At 50.2% G+C, this 18408-nt stretch carries 16 protein-coding genes; 4 read left to right on the plus strand and 12 right to left on the minus strand.

The genetic code is table 11. From position 1 onward, the window contains the following. Positions 1–42: 42 nt before the first annotated feature. On the plus strand, positions 43–1074 hold the full coding sequence (locus tag Q8K39_RS23330; RefSeq protein ID WP_305263553.1) for a Glu/Leu/Phe/Val dehydrogenase: 1032 nt from the start codon (positions 43–45) through the stop codon (positions 1072–1074). Positions 1075–1571: 497 nt separating this feature from the next. Continuing rightward, on the plus strand, positions 1572–2099 hold the full coding sequence (locus Q8K39_RS23335) for a GNAT family N-acetyltransferase (protein ID WP_305263554.1): 528 nt from the start codon (positions 1572–1574) through the stop codon (positions 2097–2099). Positions 2100–2102: 3 nt separating this feature from the next. On the opposite strand, the gene Q8K39_RS23340 is transcribed toward Q8K39_RS23335, so the two are convergent. The 4 genes from Q8K39_RS23340 to Q8K39_RS23355 all read right to left on the minus strand — a co-directional run bounded on the left by Q8K39_RS23340 (position 2103) and on the right by Q8K39_RS23355 (position 6718). Beyond that, positions 2103–3683 (minus strand): sensor domain-containing diguanylate cyclase, encoded by a 1581-nt coding sequence (locus tag Q8K39_RS23340; RefSeq protein WP_305263555.1) that lies wholly within the window; start codon positions 3681–3683, stop codon positions 2103–2105. Positions 3684–4078: 395 nt separating this feature from the next. Continuing rightward, positions 4079–5086 carry a hypothetical protein gene (locus tag Q8K39_RS23345; protein ID WP_305263556.1) on the minus strand — a complete coding sequence of 336 codons (1008 nt, stop codon included), beginning with the start codon at positions 5084–5086 and terminating at the stop codon, positions 4079–4081. Positions 5087–5110: 24 nt separating this feature from the next. Further along, positions 5111–6052: a polysaccharide deacetylase family protein gene (locus Q8K39_RS23350; RefSeq protein ID WP_305263557.1), complete on the minus strand. Its 942-nt coding sequence runs from the start codon at positions 6050–6052 to the stop codon at positions 5111–5113. Between the two features lie 24 nt (positions 6053–6076). Continuing rightward, positions 6077–6718, minus strand: coding sequence for a hypothetical protein (locus Q8K39_RS23355; RefSeq protein ID WP_305263558.1), 642 nt, complete (start codon positions 6716–6718; stop codon positions 6077–6079). 241 nt (positions 6719–6959) lie between these two features. Between Q8K39_RS23355 and Q8K39_RS23360 the strand changes: the two genes are divergently transcribed. Further along, positions 6960–7733 carry a VOC family protein gene (locus Q8K39_RS23360; protein ID WP_305263559.1) on the plus strand — a complete coding sequence of 258 codons (774 nt, stop codon included), beginning with the start codon at positions 6960–6962 and terminating at the stop codon, positions 7731–7733. 41 nt (positions 7734–7774) lie between these two features. Here Q8K39_RS23360 and Q8K39_RS23365 read toward each other — a convergent pair whose 3' ends face one another. The 6 genes from Q8K39_RS23365 to Q8K39_RS23390 all read right to left on the minus strand — a co-directional run bounded on the left by Q8K39_RS23365 (position 7775) and on the right by Q8K39_RS23390 (position 13735). Then, a complete protein-coding gene (locus Q8K39_RS23365) occupies positions 7775–8461 on the minus strand; it encodes an Asp/Glu/hydantoin racemase (protein WP_305263560.1) in 687 nt (228 codons plus the stop codon). A 12-nt stretch (positions 8462–8473) separates the two neighbouring features. Continuing rightward, entirely contained in the window at positions 8474–8953 is a 480-nt protein-coding gene (locus tag Q8K39_RS23370) for an SRPBCC family protein (RefSeq protein ID WP_305263561.1), read from the minus strand. A 196-nt stretch (positions 8954–9149) separates the two neighbouring features. Beyond that, on the minus strand, positions 9150–9794 hold the full coding sequence (locus Q8K39_RS23375; protein ID WP_305263562.1) for a hypothetical protein: 645 nt from the start codon (positions 9792–9794) through the stop codon (positions 9150–9152). 332 nt (positions 9795–10126) lie between these two features. Further along, a complete protein-coding gene (locus Q8K39_RS23380; RefSeq protein WP_305263563.1) occupies positions 10127–11512 on the minus strand; it encodes a dicarboxylate/amino acid:cation symporter in 1386 nt (461 codons plus the stop codon). 160 nt (positions 11513–11672) lie between these two features. Then, a complete protein-coding gene (locus Q8K39_RS23385) occupies positions 11673–12836 on the minus strand; it encodes an acyltransferase family protein (RefSeq protein ID WP_305263564.1) in 1164 nt (387 codons plus the stop codon). 47 nt (positions 12837–12883) lie between these two features. Continuing rightward, positions 12884–13735: a helix-turn-helix domain-containing protein gene (locus Q8K39_RS23390; protein ID WP_305263565.1), complete on the minus strand. Its 852-nt coding sequence runs from the start codon at positions 13733–13735 to the stop codon at positions 12884–12886. A gap of 132 nt (positions 13736–13867) precedes the next feature. On the opposite strand from Q8K39_RS23390, the gene Q8K39_RS23395 reads away from it, so the two are divergent. Beyond that, positions 13868–14038: a hypothetical protein gene (locus tag Q8K39_RS23395; RefSeq protein ID WP_305263566.1), complete on the plus strand. Its 171-nt coding sequence runs from the start codon at positions 13868–13870 to the stop codon at positions 14036–14038. Positions 14039–14451: 413 nt separating this feature from the next. Here the strand turns inward: Q8K39_RS23395 and Q8K39_RS23400 are convergent, their stop codons facing one another. Then, positions 14452–17505, minus strand: coding sequence for a S9 family peptidase (locus Q8K39_RS23400; RefSeq protein WP_305263567.1), 3054 nt, complete (start codon positions 17503–17505; stop codon positions 14452–14454). Positions 17506–17622: 117 nt separating this feature from the next. Next, the gene (locus tag Q8K39_RS23405; RefSeq protein ID WP_305263568.1) at positions 17623–18396 is read right to left on the minus strand and encodes a hypothetical protein; all 774 of its coding nucleotides are present in this window, start codon (positions 18394–18396) and stop codon (positions 17623–17625) included. Positions 18397–18408: the final 12 nt, after the last annotated feature.

Raw genomic sequence — 18408 nt, forward strand, 5'->3', positions numbered from 1 at the left:
GATCTGGCAGCTCGTCTGGTTGATCCGCGCGGAGCCATAAGCATGACCGCCTTTGTATTTAATGAAATCAATTTCGACGACCACGAACAAGTCGTGTTCGCATCCGAAGCCAAATCCGGCTTGAAAGCCATCATCGCAGTCCATAACACCAATCTTGGCCCGGCTATGGGTGGTTGCCGCATGTGGAATTATGCAGATGAAGCCGAAGCTGTACGTGATGTATTGCGCCTGTCGCGCGGCATGACGTACAAGAATGCAGTTGCTGGCCTGCCCATCGGCGGCGGAAAAAGCGTCATCATCGGCAACCCAAAGACTGACAAGACCCCTGCCCTGTTCGAAGCCCTGGGTGAAGCACTGGAGCGCCTGGGTGGCCGTTATGTCACAGCTGAAGATGTAGGCACCAGCCCGGCTGACATGGCCAATGTCGCCAGCAAGACCAAATATGTTGCCGGTCTGGGCGACCGTGGTGACCCATCCCCGTATACTGCACTGGGCTGCTTCGTGGGTGCCCAGGCAGCAGTCAAGCACCATTTCAAACGCGACAGCTTTGACGGCCTGACCGTGGCACTTCAAGGTCTGGGTCATGTAGGCTATGACTATGCGCGCCAGTTGAAAGAAGCCGGTGCCAAACTCATCGTCACCGACATCGACCAGGCCGCACTGAAGCGTGCACAAGAAGAGCTGGGTGCAGAAGTCGTCGCCATTGACGCCATCTATGACGTACAAGCCGATATCTATGCACCATGCGCCCTGGGTGCTACCCTGAACCCGGATACACTGTCACGCCTGAAAGCAAAAATCGTTGCCGGTGGCGCCAACAACCAGCTGGCGACACCAGAGATGGGCGAAATCTGCCGTCAAAAAGGCATCCTGTATGCACCTGACTTTGTCATCAATGCCGGTGGCATCATCAAGGTTTGCTACGAATACCTGAACACCCCAGAAGACGGCATGGTTGCCCATGTGCGTCGTATCGGTGAAACACTGGCAGAAGTATTTGCACGCGCTGATGCAGAAAGCTTGCCGACCAGTGTCATCGCTGACCGCATTGCTGAAGCCAAGTTCAAGAAGTAAAATTCCTTGCTGATGCAAGTTCAAAAGCCACCAGATTGATACTCTGGTGGCTTTTTTTATTTCGTACTTTTGCATCTGCCGCCATCACAAACATCTGCATTTACTGGCCCAATCTCGGCAAGCATATTCTATTTGAAGGCTGGTCTTCTTATCCAACCGGAGAATATGAATGACAATGATTTCTAATTTTCCCATGCTGACCCACTAAAAATCGGGCGGACGACAAGATGTATTCCATGCTGAGTGCATTGCCAGAAGAAGAGCTATTGCGCCCCGCCTGACACGTTTTGGCAATATGCTGTACACCCTGAATCATGTGTATGTCATCAACGATATTTTTCGTGCCCATTTGCTGGCTCAGTCGCATGACTTTCAAGACCGCAATACTGCCACTACACCGTCAGGGATGTGTTGAGAGCATGAGTTACGCAGCGCCTTGAATCAACTCGATTTCAGGCTTACACTCACATGTTCATTCATTAACGACCCGACTGATCATGACCACACTCACTACTGCACGCCTGCGCCTGGAACCAATGAACGACAGCCATTTTGATGGCCTGTTCCACATGAACAGCCAGGTCGAAGTCATGCAATACATCACCGGCAAGCCAGACACTCCAGAAGACACGCAGGCGATGATAGAACGTGTCAAGTCGCGCTGGATAGAATATGGTTTTTCCTGGTGGAGTTTCATAGAAACCGAGAGTAACGAAGTCATCGGTGCCGGCTGTATACAGCACCTGGGCCGCGACCCGGCCAATCCACTCGAGACAGGCTGGCGTCTGCGCAAGGAGAGCTGGAACAAGGGTTATGCCTCAGAAGCCGCGCAAGCCATGGCTGCATTTGCCTTTGAAAATCTCAAGGCTGAATCCCTGTGCGCCGTCTGTCACCAGGATAACCATGGGTCAGCCCATGTCATGAAAAAACTGGGCATGCGATATCGCGGCATAGAAAGCTGGTATGACATGGATACCGCTGTCTATAGCATGGACCGGGCAGACTGGCTAGCCAATCAAGCGTAGCGTTTACTCGGTCGCCACGACGATGCGGTTGCGGCCACCCTCCTTGGCACGATACAAGGCCATGTCGCTGGATGATAGTGAGACATCGGCATTCAGATCACTGGCCTGCATCACGGCTATCCCTATGCTGACCGTCACCGGGATGATATGGGTGTGCGCATTGACTGGTGTATCCAGCAATTGCTTTTGTACCCGCTGCGCAAAAATGGTGGCATCAGTAATGCTGGTGCCTGCCAATACCACGGCAAATTCTTCGCCACCCACCCGGCCGGCATAATCACTCTTGCGCAATTCATCGTGCAAGATATGAGCAAAATGTCTGAGCACCAGATCGCCTACCGCATGCCCGTAGGTGTCATTGATGAGCTTGAAATTATCCAGGTCACACATGAGTACCGCAGCAGCTTTGCTGGCACCACGCTGTATGCGTGCCAGCTCTTCTTCAATGCGACCCATGAAGCTGCGCCGGTTGGGGATTTGCGTTAAAAAATCTATGGTCGCCAGTTCCTGCAACTCTTGCTCTATACGCTTATGTTCCGTGACATCGGTAATAAAGCCATGCCACAGAGTAGATCCATCCGGCAAACGACGCGGCCTGGCATCCTTTTGACGCCAGCGTATGCCCTGCTGTGGAAGGTTGACTCGGTACTCAAGATGCAAGTGCTCCAGCCTGCTGGCTGACTTCAACACAGCATTGCGGTAGGCGGGGAAATCATCGTGATGTATACGTGCATGCACCAAATCCACGGCTTCCTGGATTTGCGCCGGGCTTAACTCATAGATATCGCGTATTCCTTCACTAAGGTAGGTAAAGCCTTCTTCACCATTGGCATGCAAGCAGTATTGATAAGCCAGCCCTGGTACTTCATTGGTCAGGCAGGTCACCAGGTCGGCACTTTCTTGCAGGCGTTGCGACAAGGTGCGCATGGCTGTAATGTCGGTGGTAGTACCTATCATGCGCAAGGGGCTGCCATCTTCCGCGCGGCTGACTACCTTGCCGCGGCTGGATATCCATTTATAGCTGCCATCCTTGCAGCGCACCCTGTGCTCAACGACATATTGTTCGGTCTGGCCTTCGAAGTGCGCTTTGATCGTGGCTTGCACATAAGGCAAGTCTTCAGGATGAAGCCTGGTAAAACTGTCTTCTATACTATTCGAGATTTCTTCATCGGCATAACCGAGTATGGCTTTCCATCCGGGCGAGTAGTGTATCTGGCCAGACTGTATATCTCTGTCCCAAATGCCAGTGGCACTCCCCTCTATCGCCAGTGCCATGCGCAGCATGCTGGCCTGACTTTGCAGAGCAAGGGCTTGTGCTTGCTGGATTTGCAACTGTTCTTGCTTATGCTGCAGCAGATTGGCAACCAGGCTGGCAAGCTCTTGCAGCATGTGCGCACTGGGCTTATCAAATGGAAGTTCAGCTTTGTTTAAGCAGCAGATGCGACCGAGAGGAACCTGACTGGCATTGAAGACTGGTGCACTTTCTATGATGGTCAAACCATGTCCTTGCACGACTTTCTGCCAGGCTGCATGCAAATCAGTATCACTTCCACCGAGTCGCAAACATTCATGCATGCTTTTCATGCAAGACTCAAGCAAACCCGCAGGCAAGCTAGAAGCGATCAACAAAATGTCCTCGCTTGCGACTGTATTGTTCACCGCGATAACCGTCAATAAAGCGGGATAGTGCGCATCCATACTACGAACTATTTGCCGCAGGCTTTCATCGAGCGCCGAATTTTCAGCAATAGCACTCATGCATAGCTTGTACAAGCTCAATAGATGTTGAACTTCATCATTACTTTTAGGCAAAGTATCCGAACTCATCTCTGCTCGATATCCCTGCCGGGAAATTGCTTGCACATGCCTGGACTCATTTCTCGCGATAGATCATCATATACTAAAGCGCCTACGCCTGAAGATGAGCGAGATTTTTTTCATGTTGGCGCTTTTTACAACAAGCCGGCATGTATTACTGATCACAAACCTTCCAGATAAAAGGCTTCAGGCTGTCCTTTATTATGCATGAATGCCGACACTTCATCTTGCCAAAATTGTGGCTGCAAACTGGCCGTGCTGCGTGTGATGAAGCGACGCATTGGCCTATGATCAAAAGCCTGAGCCAATAGTTTCTGCATGCCAGCAAAGCTGTCCGGATTGATATGTATGCCCTGGTCAATGCGCTCTGCAACCAGATTCACTTGATGCAGTATCGCTTGTTCACGCCTGGTATCGCCCTGCACTGCCACTTCATAAAAAGAGGTAAGTACGGCAAAGCCTGGTCGCACGCCTTCCAGTAAGCTGGCTTGCAATCTGTCATGTCCATCCAGTATCAGATACGCATTCAGGCTATGTATATACCAGACCAGTAATGGCGGCAATTGGCCAGCACGAGCCAGCTTGCGCCACCATTTGACGCGCCCGCTATCCTTGTGCTGCGGAGCAAACAGATTCAAGACTTGCCCGTTACCAGACATACACCAATCAAGATAGACAACAGGTGCCTGCAATAGCTGAAAATCTTCCTCTCCACCACCGAGATGCCATGCACGCAAGCCGCGCTTACTACGCCAGTGTGGGTGATAGATCTGGCTGCCATCGCAATACTCCAGCGCCCATAATCCGTCAGACAAACAACTGATGTCGACATCGCACAATGCCTGAGCGAAGTGTTTCAGCCATAATCTTTTTTGCTGCTCGCTGGAGGCCGCAGCAATATGCTGAACCTCAGTTGAGCTAATGGCGGGCAGGCAATGCCGTCGCTGCGGCAAATTGCGGTAGATGGTCACACCGTTATAGCCTTCTTCGATTTCTGCCCACAGCAGAGGTAAATCACCAGCATCCAGACGCATACGTTTGCCAGCAGCTGTACGCAAACGCATAGCGGGCTTTGGTGCATTGCTAACAGTGAGCAATAGTCCTCTCCATTGCTCATATTCGCGTTCATGGTCGCCGGTATCGTCCTGATAATGGATGGTGATCGCCATAATGATGTTCTTTTATCAGTAATTTCAAAGTTCCTGCTTCTTCAGCGCCTCAATCTCAAAGTCACCATCATCAACCAAACGCTCCCATCCTGCAAATTTGTCCAGCCCCAGTGATCTGGCCATGGACAGCAATAAACTTTGACCTGGCGCTGTACGTTCAGGCACCAACTGATAAACAGGATCGCTGAAAGCTGCCGCTGGCGTCGTGAACTTCCAGCCCATCTCCTTGAACTGGGCCAGCACATCATCGAGCCACAAGGCATTGATCAAATTGTGATGCATGAGCAAGACTTGCGGAATATCGCGTCCCTGCAATTGCAAGGACAAGGCTCGATAAGCTTCTGCACGCTGGCGTACATGGGCCAGGTAAGCCAGCTTGATGGGCGTCACATCTGCCTCTGGATTTTTCTTGAGTACCTCTATCAATTTTTCATTCAAACGCCAGTCGCTGGTATCCAGGCTGACATAGGCGTTGCGATAGTTTTGCTGTTTCAAAAAATTGCGCATGCCATCGCGTTTTTCTGGCGTATTACCTTCACGCAGATAAGTATAGCGATACCATTTCTGATAACCCGGCAAAGTGCTGATGATCTGGTCGCAATCCAGGATTTCTTGCTGGTATTGCGCCAGGCTGACTTTGTCACTGTGCAAATTTGGGTGGCTCATGGTATGGTTGCCGACAGCATGACCAGCATCACCCCAAGCCTTGGCGAGTACATAACCAGCGGGTTGTTTTGCCGCATAGTCTGCGGTGACAAACAAGGCGGCAGATACACCATGTTTAGCCAGGGCATTTAACATAGTTTGATTGCGCTGCTCTGGGCTCAGCCTTGGCGTCTGCTCCAGATTAGGGCCATCGTCTATGGTGATGGCGACTGTTTGTGCACCTGCATTTGCAGCAAGCGCCATGCATGCCATCAAGATGAAAGAGCGAGTCACGCCAGTTAAATTAAGGAAGAGTTTCAATTCAATTTCATTTTCTGAGTAAGTTTAATCAATCACATAGTCAGCAGATTCTTTAGCTGGTTCAGCAGCATCAGCCGCTTGAATGAGCATGAACCGCTGACCATTCCACTGATAAAATTCGGCTTGTTCCCCATGGCTTGCCGGTATGGCTAACAGAGATTTCTTATTCCCTGCCTTGTCGTATGTCCATTCAAATGCTCGAGCAACCAGTGTTTGTAGAAGTTTGTATTCACTTTGCACCATGCCATATACCTGTAGCTCTTCATAAGCAACGCGCTGCTGGATTTTCAGGATAACGACAGGTTTTCCTGCCAACGTAAATTCTGTATGCAGTTGCAAGCGTGGATTATAGCCATGCGCAAACTGTTCTTGAGAAACCACTCGCCAATTCTGTTTTTCTTTTTTCAGTATGCTGACTATGCTTGAAGTTCCAGCTTTGTTTGCATTTCCAGACTGGCTTGACGCTCTGCTGGACCAAGTGACAATCTTCCAGTCATCCTGCATGCTAAGCATGCTGTAATTGTCAAAGTCACTCAGATTTGCCTTATTCCATACAGGAATTGCCTTTTCCTGCTCACGCGCACTGGCTATAGATTGATCGTCTTGCTGACAAGCTGTGAGCATCATCAGGGCAAGAAGGTAAAACAGTGCTTTTTTATATGGCATGAGCTGTGTCAGAAAGATTTTCTTTTGATGTCAGTAAAAATTACCGACAAGCAATAAAACAATCGCCCGTAGCATATCATTAAGTTTTATCAGGCGCATGGAGTGCATTTAACATTACAGGTGTTCATTTCATTTCATCCCCTGCGACTTATAATTCTGTTGCTAAGGCCTTGTTTCTGCACTCGTACCTGCATTTGTCACACCACTTTCAAACCTGGATAAAATTGAAGGAGATATCAGCATGAGTATCGTTAGCTCGCACGAACCTGGCGCATTTTGCTGGGTAGAACTTGCCACCAATGATCAACAGGCAGCCAAAGCATTTTATGCTGAGCTGTTTGACTGGACTGCCAATGACAATGAAATGGGGCCTGGGAGTTTCTACACCATATTCCAGCTCCATGGAAATGATGCTGCAGCGGCATACACCCTGGATGCAGAACGGCAGGCGGGCATACCACCACATTGGGCGATTTATGTGTGCAGCAATGATGCTGAAGCAACAGCAAAACGCTGTGCAGAACTGGGGGGTGAAATTGTCCTCCCGGCATTTGATGTCTATGACCTCGGGCGCATGGCGGTATTAAAAGATCCTACCGGTGCTTTCCATAACATCTGGCAACCGGGGAAAAATACCGGTATAGGCGTACAAAATGAGCCTGGTTCCTTTTGCTGGGGCCAACTCAATAGCAGCGATACGATCAAGGCTGAAGCCTATTACACTGCCTTGTTTGACTGGAAAGCCAACACAGGTAGCGATGGTGGCATGACATATACTGAATGGCAGCTAAACGGCACTGCCATCGGTGGCATGATGGCCTTGCCTGATGGTGCCATGGCTCCCTCACACTGGCTGGCATATTTCAGTGTTGTAGATTGCAATGCAAGCGCGGCCAAAGCACAGTCCCTCGGAGCAGCCACTTATGTGCCACCGACCGACATTCCCAATACTGGCCGCTTCGCCGTCATGGCTGATCCACAAGGCGCAGTGTTTGCCATTTTCCAACAAGCCTGAAGGCATCAAGCACAACATTAAGCACAGCCTCACGCTCAGACTCAGGCCGCAGGCGTTGCCGCTATTTTCTGCAAATGATCAAGCGCATACACTACGCCTGGTCTGGGGCTGGACAACACTTCCTTGTCCAGATCCCTCAGTTCCAGCACTGCTGTTGCCATGGATGCCTGCGCCAGCACGACGACGTCAATGGCAGCATCATTTTGCAAAGCTTGCCTGATCGCATTGGCTATCGCAAGCCGGTAGGCACCACTGTCTCCTTGCAGGAAAAATTCCCAAGCACCATCGATCAGTAAATTGCTGATTGAAACTGGTGTACTCAATGCAGTGGCAGATTCCTGCAATAGTTCTGTCGTCGGGATCAGCGTGCTTTCCAGCGCAGCCGCCAGCAAGATACGCGGCCCCAGGGCCACAGCACGATCAGCCATCGCACGATCAATTCTGGCAGTTTGCAAGCTTGCCTTTCCACTCATGCGTTCAGCCACACCCCCTATACTGGAGCAGGTGCAGACCACCAGGCGCGCACCACTTGCCGCAGCATCTTGCATGGCAGCGTGTACGCTATTGATCACTGTCGCATCCGCTACGCCCAGTTGTTGTGCCGCACTGAGCAGGGATGCGTCAACATGGTGATGTACCTTGACGCCAGGAGCCAGTTCTTGCATCAAGGTCTCAAAAGTGGCTATATGGACTGCTGATGTATGCAAAAAAGCGAGTTCGTGCTGCATAAAGCCTTCTATTCAATTGAGTTTCTTCATATGTGCTACCAACTGATCCAGAGCGGCACCCCACCCCTGGTGGAATCCCATATCCATATGTTTTTGCATGTCTTCTGCATTTTTATGCATGACCACTGCCTTGTATCTGGTGCCCGCTTCATGTGCTTCAAATGTAATGGTGGCAGTCATGAAGGAGTTGTCTGTAGGACGGAAACCTGGCCCCAGTGCATCGGTAAACACCAGTTTCTTGCCTGGTATAACTTCGAGATAACAGCCTGCGTTATCGTGATCAACACCTTCTGGTGAACGCATAACCGTCCGAAAGATACCTCCAGGACGCAAGTCAATTTCACAATCAACGGTTTTCCAGGGGGCGGGCGTGAACCATTCCAGCAAATGCGCTGGCGTCGTCCATGCAGCCCACACCAGCGAGGGTGGGATATCGACGATACGTTCAAGCTCCAGATCGAGTTTGCTTGTTTCTATTGTCACTTCAGACATCACAGGTCTCCTTGATTTTTTAATCTGCCGGAATAAGAAAACGACAGCAAAGATGGTTTGAATGCCAGCTCCATTTGCAGACGGCTACCAACAACTGAAAATACATGCCAATACCGCACTCCACGAATTGGCAAACACGCAAACAAATATAGCGCAAGCGTATGCTTAGATAAACACTTTTATTATGAAATTTGCTCTACTGCGCGATTTTCTCTTCTGGCCGCAGTTGCTTGAGGCTTTGATCGAAAAGTTCGAGCAAAAACTTGTGCCTCGGTGACAGATAGAGGTAGACGGGCTTAAAAAACAAGTCTTGCAAAAGATAGCTATCCGCTGCTTGCTGGCTATTTTCCATGATCTTCAGCGCCAGGGATTTGGTCATGATGCAGGCATCACCATGTTTTCTCAAGACCATATAAGCACAATCATGTTCCGAAGCCACCGGTATCAGATGCTCCATTTCCTTGTGTGCAGCGATAGCGGCATTACCGCGTACATAAAATACTTTATGCTTGATCAAGTCATTCAGGGATTTGACGATGAGCTTATTTTCACTGATCAGCACACTAAAACTCAGCTGCCCCAGGGGCGTGGGCACACGTATCGCCGCCGGAGCCATTTGCTGAAATTCTTCAAAACGCGGCATTTCACCCGCACTTTCATTGTCCTGCAACATCCTCAATGAACGTCCGGGTGGGTAAGCTGTCAGCTTGCATATCAAGCCATTTCTTTGACATAGTTTGTCGAGCAAATTCTTGCTGTCGGCAAAAGCTTCACTTGACTCACTGAGGGAGGACGTAAAACGCAACACTTCCCGTTGCAAGACCTGATCACGAGCATTCACATTGGCGCAACTGAAAAATAAAAGCAGTAAAAGACATGCGCGCACAAACACAGCTTTCTCGTCAGGATTGACACTTCATTCAGAAAATAAACAGTGAAAGCAAATGCAAGTCACTGGAAATACACAAGCAGCACCATCTTAGTATTCAACAATAATCAACGACTTACAAGCGAGAATTAGGGGACTGTTGCGGCGCAGATGCAGCTTGTTATTTTCTGTCAACAATCTTATGGCTCTGACATATCAAATCCATCATAAGCAGCAACTGCACGTTATTTCGCTTTAATCTCGACTCCAATAACATCAGTCCCGTGTCACCTGATGCGACAACATCAATCTGCGACCACTTCTGCCTCCAGCGCCTTAGCTGTACGTTTTGCGTTGTACAGCTCCATATTCAGCAAGCCCAGCCGCTTGGCAACGATGGTGGGCACCAGTGCCTGTCCTGCGACATTGACTGCAGTACGCCCCATGTCGATGATGGGTTCAACAGCGAGCAACAGACCCACGCCTTCCAGCGGCAACCCCACAGTAGACAAGGTCAGCGTCAGCATGACCGTAGCACCGGTAGTACCCGCGGTTGCAGTAGAGCCAAGCACAGAAACCAGGGCTATCAAACCAAGTTGGGTTACATCCAGATGCAATCCATAAAACTGCGCAATAAAAATTGCGGCGATTGCCGGATAAATGGAAGCACAGCCATCCATCTTGGTAGTCGCACCCAGCGGCACAGCAAAGGCAGCATATTCACGTGGCACGCCCAGATAACGCTCGGTAACACGCTCCGTCAAAGGCATCGTACCCATCGACGAACGCGAAACGAAACCCAGTTGCACAGCAGGCCAGACACCAGTGAAATACTGGCGCACTGACAGGCCGTGCAACTTGATCAGCAAGGGATAGACCACGAACAAGACCAGCAGCAAACCCACATAAACTGAGGCACTGAAACTGGCGAGCGAACCCAATGCATCCCAGCCATAACTGGCAACAGCATCACCCAGCAGGGCCAGTGTACCTATTGGTGCCAGGCGTATGATCCACCACAATATTTTTTGTACCACCGCACCGACCGCATCGGTAAAGCGCAGCAGTGGTTCCGCGCGCTCACCAACCTTGAGTGCTGCAATACCTACAGCGATCGAAATAACCAACAATTGCAGAACATTGAAACCCAACTGAGTAGAGGCGACAGCTTTCTCCCCCACCAGCTTGACTGAACTGCTGGCTGTCATGCCCAGGATATTGCCCGGTAACAGTTGATTCAGGAAAGCCCACCAGGAACCTGTCCTAGATGGTGCACTCGCCTTGGCTGCATCGACGACCGCACCTGCACTTGGATTGGCCAGCAGACCTATCGTCAAGCCTATGGCAACGGCGACAAAGGCCGTAATCGCAAACCAGATCAAGGTCTGCGTCGCCAGTTGTGCTGCATTTTGCAAACGACGCAGGTTGGCAATGCTGCTGACCACCGCTGTCAATATCAGGGGCGGTATCATGAGTTTCAACAAGCCCACATAGGCATTGCCGATTGCACCAAGTGCAACCTGCAACCAGTTGGCCTCGCTACCTTGCGTGCCCATGTTGCGAGCTATCAGCCCCACCACTACCCCGGCCAATAGACCTATGACTATCTGCGGCCCGAAAGACTTCCACCAGCGTGCGCCATGCCCGCTGGGCAATGCTGATACAGCCACTTTGTTATTTGAAGTTTGCATATCCAGATTCCCTGTGCTTCTGACATGATGATTAATGCCTGCCATCATGCACCAAAGACCGAGCTATTTGCAAATACAGAAATTCATTCCAGCAATGAGCTCTGCGCATAAGGCAAAGTGCACCCACGATTTAGTAAGAAATCTGTTGCCTGACCGAGCCTTAGTCAGCTGGCTTTTTTCTCACACCACCATTCAGGAAACGCTCTATTAGTCCGCGGCGCACCAGCAAATGGTAGCTCAGCACGCAAAACATGCTAGTCAACAGGATATTGCACATCATTCTTCCTGCAGCGCCAAAAGGGCTGTGATATAGCAAGATACCAAATCCCATCGTCCCAAGCATGTGCACCAGATAAACCCAGTAAGAGCTGTCTGCAAGATAAGACAGCAAAAAGTTTTGGCCCGGCAGGTAACGCAGGAACAAGCCTATGAGGGCAAAACTCCATAGCCAGCTCACACTATTGTACAAATACGCCATGACTGCCTGCATGCCATAGCTGGCTGGCTCTGCACTACCCCCACTTTTGACCAGCGCCAGGAACACGATGAAGACGGGCAAGCCAGCGCAAAGGTATAACCAGCACTTGCATTCAAAACGGGACAACAAATCTGTCTGAAAGCGATATAGAAAAATTCCGCAGGTAAAAAACATGCCGCTATGGATGAATTCTGCCAGATGCGGCATAAAAGAACCAAGGGGTGTCACCATGCCACTGCGGTAAAAACTCCCGGCCACAGCCAAAGGAAGGGTCAACAAGAATATCCCCCACCAGCTATTGCACAGTATTCTCCAAGTGCTGGCAAAACCATCCTGTAGTATCGATGGAATAAATGCGGACCAGCGTAACAACAGCGCATACACGAGGCAATACATAAACAGGTAATAGATGAACCACAGATGCAGCAACGATATCTGTGGCCTGCCCGGTACTTTTGGAATCAGCTCAAATTCCAGGCCTATCGTCCCAAAAGCATTCAGATGTGCATACACTGCCACCAGCAAACTCATGCAAACCAGCAGCAAAGGCCAGAACACCATGAAAGGCCAGACCAGTTTGCGCAAGCGCTGACGCAGCATGGCATTTACTCCCCGTCTGTTGGCCAGCAGGGCAACAAAAAATCCAGCCAGGATGAAAAACACAGGCATGCGAAAAGCATGGATGAAGACAATCAGTAAATCCGCCAGCATACTGGTCTGGCTATCGCGCCAGGGGGTAGGTGCAGGATTGACCATGTAGTTGACCGAAACATGCACAACTATACCCAGCCACATCATGATGGCCCTGAGATTATCAAGAGAATGAAGGCGTTGATCAGTATTCATCGTGCATGCTCAAAGTTAGCGTGGGACAGATCTTGCTGGCATCTTGCTTACAGACGGTAAATCCAGTCGCTTTCATTTTTTTTCGCATCGTTGAGCAATTGCTGAGGACTGCGCCCGGATACTTCCTTGCAGTCGCGGATCAGATGAGATTGATCTGCATAACCCATTGCGCTGGCGTGCTCAGTCCAATTCGGTATGTGTCCCTGCTCCAGATCAAGCAGCACCTGGCTATGACTGCGCTTGGCGCGCCATAATCTTGATAAGCCCAGCAAAGGCAGGCCAGCTTCCTTCCTGACCCGCCTTTGTACCTGACGGGCACCTACACCAAGCAAACTGCAACTCAGCCGCAGGCTCAGGTTCTGGCCCATCTTGCGCAAACGTGACCAGGGACTGTTAAGCAGGTCGCTGCTGTTTTGTGCAACATAGCTTTCAATCATCAAGCATCTGTCTGCATGCGAGTCAGCCTGGGCAACAGCTTGCAACAATCCAAGTCCTGAGGAATTCAGTACACCCATTGCATCGACAAATCTGTCCTGCACTGTCGTCAGGTCCAGCTCAAACAAGGCATGAAAGGCATCCGAGTAAAACACCGCCATGAAACTATGTCGGTCACCGAGGTTCATGGACACCCCATACTGGCTCTGGCAACCAGCCACAAAGATCTGCGGCAAGCGCTGCTCACGCTTGGTTTTTCCCTGTTGCAGCAGACTCACCTCACCTTCCAGCATCCAGGTGATGCAACAGAATGGCGTAGCAGGGTAACGATTCAGTTGGTCCAGCCCATCCAGATGACATCCACGGGTATCGCGCACGAGATACATCAACACATGCTCAGCCGCCTGACCACTGGCTGGGCAGATATGCGTTTGCGCTTTGGGGGTAATGTCAGTCCTGTGCATGTAGTGGATGCTACCTGCTTACATGGTGTATGTATTGGACGTTTACGACATTTTTGAAGTTTTATGAGGGCCAGTGTTTGGTTTGTTTGGCCATTGTTACTAATTTGCTCAGATCATCTGGATTGCTGCCGAATGGGTACTGTTGCTGTTGCTGTTGCTGTTGCTGTTGCTGTTGCTGTTGCTGTTGCTGTTGCTGTTGCTGTTGCTGTTGCTGTTGCTGTTGCCGTTGCCGTTGCCGTTGCTTTTGACTTTCCGCAGTTCCCATGTGTCGACGCCGTTTGTGCATTACAGAAAATGGATTAAGAAGGACCGTTGTCTGAGCGAAGCGAGTTTCGGGCCTTCCCATTTTTTGTACTGCACAAACGGGAACCCCCTTCAGGGGGCGGCGACGCCCGGGTCTCCTTTCTTTGAATTCTTTCTTTGGCGACGCAAAGAAAGAATTTCGGCTGCCGGGCCGAGACCCGGCTTGTATCCACGAAGGGCAATCGCTTTAATAACGACTCAAGTGCACGACGAACGCCACTGGAGCGCCAGCCCGGTAGCCTCCAGCCCTCGCTAGAGCGACGATAATTTGAATACGGTTTATCGAATGAACCCCATCCTCACCCTTACATCTCCCGCTGCGGTGCTTGCAAATGGCTTGGAGATGAAGCTAAAACATTCCAGCACGGGCCAATCTGTCAACCAGCAAAGAGCCACGAATGGACTCTGTTGCCTTAATCAGCCTTCGCCCCCACAGGCTTGAACTGCCCCATCACATCGCGCTTGCCCCGTTCCAGATAGGGCACGGGCTTGTCCATCCACTCCGGACGTGGGCTGCCCAGCAGGTAATGATCAAAGAACTCAGCCATGTGTACCGTGAAATACTTCATATTGTCACGCTCTTTCAAGCCATGTTTTTCACCGTTGAAATTGAACCAGTAAGCCTCCTTGCCCAACTGGCGCAAGGCGGTGAAAAATTCTATGGCCTGATACCATGGCACGGCATCGTCATCATCATTATGGATAGTCAGGTAAGGCGTCTGAACTTTATCGACATGGAATATCGGTGAATTTTCTATGTATTCTGCCGTCTTGTTCCAGGGTGCGCCACCTATACGGCTTTGCTGCTTTTCATACTGGAAGGCGCGACTCATGCCGGTGCCCCAGCGTATACCGCCATAACCGCTGATCATGTTTGCCATCGACGCACCGGCTTCGACAGCACGGAACATATTGGTTTGCGTGATCAGGTAATTGATCTGGTAAGCGCCCCAGCTATGGCCTTGTATGCCCACGCGCTTGGGATCAACATAGCCTTGCGCCAGTACTTTTTGTACTGCTGGCACAACAGCGTTGTACGCGCTCTTACCCGGATGCCCGGTTTTATAGACGATGTCCGGGCGCAATACGATATAGCCATTACTCAGGTAACGGGTGACATTGATGTTCTGGGCAGGTGCAGGTGCGACATAGCGGTGCAGATTGTCTGACATGTTTTCATAGATGTACACCATCATCGGATATTTTTTTGCCGGATCAAAATTCTCAGGCTTGGCAAGCAAGGCTTTGAGCTTCTTGCCATCCAGGCTGGTGTATTCAATCATTTCCTGCTTGCCCCAGTTGAATTGGGCTTGCTGGGGATTGGCGTTACTGATTTTTTGCGGGCTTTGCAAAGCCAGGTTACTGCTCCACAAGTCCGGAAATTCCGTGAAGCTTTGTTGAGTGAACAAGACCGTATCTGCCTTCTTGGCCTTGATCAGCCCAGCAAACATTTTATCGCCATGTATCAATTTTACGGGTTCACCAGATTTTGGATTTTGCTGGTAATAACCAGTGGAGCGATTACCTTCATTGGTAGCTGCCAATATCCAGGATTCCTTCGGCAAAGCCTTGGCTTCGGCCACTGCGGAAGGTTCGTCAGCAGGCGGTTTTTTCTCCATATCCAAAGGAACATAACGCAATTCCAGATTGTGCTTGCGGCCATAGCCTGCAGTCAGGTTACGGCTGCTTTGATTCTGCAGATTTACTTCCCACAAATCAAACTGATCATACAAGACTACGCTTGCATCATCTTCGGTCCAGCCTGCGAAGCCATAGGCGTCCTTGACCTCTGGCGTATCGCGCTTGGTATCTTCAAAACGTGCCTTAATTTTGCCAGTCAGGTTGATTTTGCTGCCATCGACGGTTGACCAGCAATACCAGATACTGCTGTTGGCATCAAAGGCCATGACGTATTTTCCACCTGGCGACAGGCTGGGCACATAGCGCAGTTTTTGCGCCAGCAAACGAGCCTGGCCAGTTTGCAAATCTACTGCATATGCATCGTGATACAGCGCATCCCATGACTGCAACATCTTGTAAGGCACATCACTGGCCCCCATGGCAAAACGTGGATTATCATTGATCAACACATTCGGGATATTCTTGTTGGCAAGCTGGACGAAGCGTTGCTCAGCAATATGAAATACGGCCTTGTAACTGCGCTGTTTCTCTTTCTCGGCCCTGACCTTTTGCATGGATTGCAGCTCAAGATCCTTCCAGTGCCAAAGATCAACCTTGAAGGGTTCTGGTGCATCTTTGGGATCAGCCTTGGCCAGTTCTGCCGTACCAAAGAACAGGCGCTGACCATCCTTGCTGAAACTCAGACTGGCATGTTCACTTGGCAGCCAACCCGTAGGCAGACCTGCAGTGTCGGCAGCGACGATGGCTTTGGCTTCACTATCACCAGCGCGCCAGTAATACAGGTTGAAAGCAGTAATTTCTTTTTCGGCTTTGTCAGTCTTGTCAGCATCAGCGCTTTTCTTGCCAGATTTTTCTGCTTCAGCATGCTTCTTTGTCAGATCATCACGATTGCTGACGAAAGCCAGTTGGCGTCCTGCCTCATCAAAATTCATATGCTTGTAACTGCCAGCCCCAGCCATGACTGCACGTGGCGTCAGTTCTTGCGGACTGATCAGGTAGACACCTTCCCGCGCGCCCTCTTTTTGCGTGTCTTTGGTGATGACATTAAAAGCCAGTAGCTCACCATTTTTAGACCAGGTAAAATCAGCGACGTCTTTGAAGCTATCGCGCTTGGCATTTGCCACATCGATCAATAAAAACTCTGTGCCGGTATCTTTTTTCTTTGCTGAAGCATTGGCTGTAGCTGCTTGTTGATCGTCTTCATCCTTCGCGGCAGTTTCAGCGTCTTTCTTCGCTTCTTTTTTTGCTTCCTTGGGTGCATCGAGCAAGACTGCAAGGAAATTGCCCCCTTCTTCTGGCCATGCAAAACGTTTTACCCGTTCCAGGCTCTCGACTTTACCAGTAGCCAGATTCATGATGCCCAGGCCAGATTTGGGCAAGTCATCCCCCTTCTTTTTTTCTTTCTTGGCCTTGTCCAGCTCTACCCTGGTTGGTGCAATCGCGAAAGCCAGATAACGTCCATCCGCACTGAATGCCGGTGTAGTGCCACGCGGCGCACGTAATTCGCGACCATCCTTCAAATTCCTGACGACGACTTCGCCATCAGACTCTTGCCCTACCAGAGCATAGGCGGCCCAGTTACCGTCACGGCTCAGGACATTGCCCTGTATGCTGCGCCAGTTTGCATAGACATCATGGCTGATGACTTTCTTTGTATTCACTGCAACTGCTGCAGAGCCTTCTGCCAGCACCGGGGCGGCATGGGTAGCAGGAACATAGGCCCCATAAGCCAGACATACCAGCAAAGCAGTAGCGGTTAAGTTGCGCAGTTTGTGTTTACTAGGGGCAGAAACTGAAGAAGGGGAGGAAGAATGCGTGCTAAACACTGGAAATACCTTTCTTGGAGACTAGCTTTACATCACTACATTGTAATGTCAAACCAAAATAAATCGACAAAACAATTATGCATTATCGTTATTGCATTGCAGCAATGCTCAAACATATCAGGATTGCACTTGCAAAGATTTGATGACGCGCATCTCACCTTTCTCACCCGCGCCTGAGCCACTGTTCTTGCTTTCTTTTTTTATAATGATCAGTCGGTCGCCGCTCACGCCATATACCAGCTCTTCTTCGTATTTGGTGTCAAAGCTGATGACCACGAAAGCACGCCCGGAAATAGCCTGATGCAAGCGGCTGCCCATAGGCGTACCATCAGCGGCGATCCAGATTTCCAGATTGCCATCGAATTTTTTGACGTATTTGCGTTCTTTTTCCGAGAGCTTTTCAACAGGTATCTCAAAGCTCAGCAAGCGAGCCGCTTTGCCGTTATAGCTGGCATCGGTTTTTTCGGTTTTAAATATGGCTTTCTCCAGTGCCCGCGACAGATTACCAACTGCAGAAATCATGGGACGCAGTTCTGATGAATTTACTTCCTTAATGGCGGCAATGGTGGGTGTTTTGGCTTTGGGATCTTTCTCCCTGGCAAGCTCTTCTGTTTCCAGACGCGTCAATAAGTCTTTGTTGTAAAGCAGCTGCAAGCCACGCGAGCTATCATCAAGCATGATGCTAACTTGGCCGTTTTGCTCTTCAAGCTCTTTACCTTCTCCCTGACGGCTCCAGGTTTTTGCTTCGACTATGGCCTTTAAAGGAGTTTGACCTGGCAAACGCGCCAGTGCAGCCTTTAAATCTGCCAGGCCATCTGCCTGTGCTGCCTGGTTAAACAAACTAAAACAAGCGCCAGCAAGCAGCAACAGCACTTTCTTTCTGGTCAGCATACATTTCCTATC

This window comes from Undibacterium sp. (assembly GCF_030683615.1).
Classification (GTDB): Bacteria; Pseudomonadota; Gammaproteobacteria; order Burkholderiales; family Burkholderiaceae_D; genus Undibacterium; species Undibacterium umbellatum.

Bases quoted from the DNA above. Each gene is read 5' to 3' on its own strand.
- Q8K39_RS23380 (WP_305263563.1), bottom strand. From the start codon at position 11,512: ATGCAAACTTCAAATAACAAAGTGGCTGTATCAGCATTGCCCAGCGGG.
- Q8K39_RS23360 (WP_305263559.1), top strand. From the start codon at position 6,960: ATGAGTATCGTTAGCTCGCACGAACCTGGCGCATTTTGCTGGGTAGAA.
- Q8K39_RS23355 (WP_305263558.1), bottom strand. From the start codon at position 6,718: ATGCCATATAAAAAAGCACTGTTTTACCTTCTTGCCCTGATGATGCTC.
- Q8K39_RS23365 (WP_305263560.1), bottom strand. From the start codon at position 8,461: ATGCAGCACGAACTCGCTTTTTTGCATACATCAGCAGTCCATATAGCC.
- Q8K39_RS23395 (WP_305263566.1), top strand. From the start codon at position 13,868: ATGGGTACTGTTGCTGTTGCTGTTGCTGTTGCTGTTGCTGTTGCTGTT.
- Q8K39_RS23385 (WP_305263564.1), bottom strand. From the start codon at position 12,836: ATGAATACTGATCAACGCCTTCATTCTCTTGATAATCTCAGGGCCATC.
- Q8K39_RS23370 (WP_305263561.1), bottom strand. From the start codon at position 8,953: ATGTCTGAAGTGACAATAGAAACAAGCAAACTCGATCTGGAGCTTGAA.
- Q8K39_RS23345 (WP_305263556.1), bottom strand. From the start codon at position 5,086: ATGGCGATCACCATCCATTATCAGGACGATACCGGCGACCATGAACGC.
- Q8K39_RS23335 (WP_305263554.1), top strand. From the start codon at position 1,572: ATGACCACACTCACTACTGCACGCCTGCGCCTGGAACCAATGAACGAC.
- Q8K39_RS23390 (WP_305263565.1), bottom strand. From the start codon at position 13,735: ATGCACAGGACTGACATTACCCCCAAAGCGCAAACGCATATCTGCCCA.
- Q8K39_RS23405 (WP_305263568.1), bottom strand. From the start codon at position 18,396: ATGCTGACCAGAAAGAAAGTGCTGTTGCTGCTTGCTGGCGCTTGTTTT.
- Q8K39_RS23340 (WP_305263555.1), bottom strand. From the start codon at position 3,683: ATGAAAAGCATGCATGAATGTTTGCGACTCGGTGGAAGTGATACTGAT.
- Q8K39_RS23330 (WP_305263553.1), top strand. From the start codon at position 43: ATGACCGCCTTTGTATTTAATGAAATCAATTTCGACGACCACGAACAA.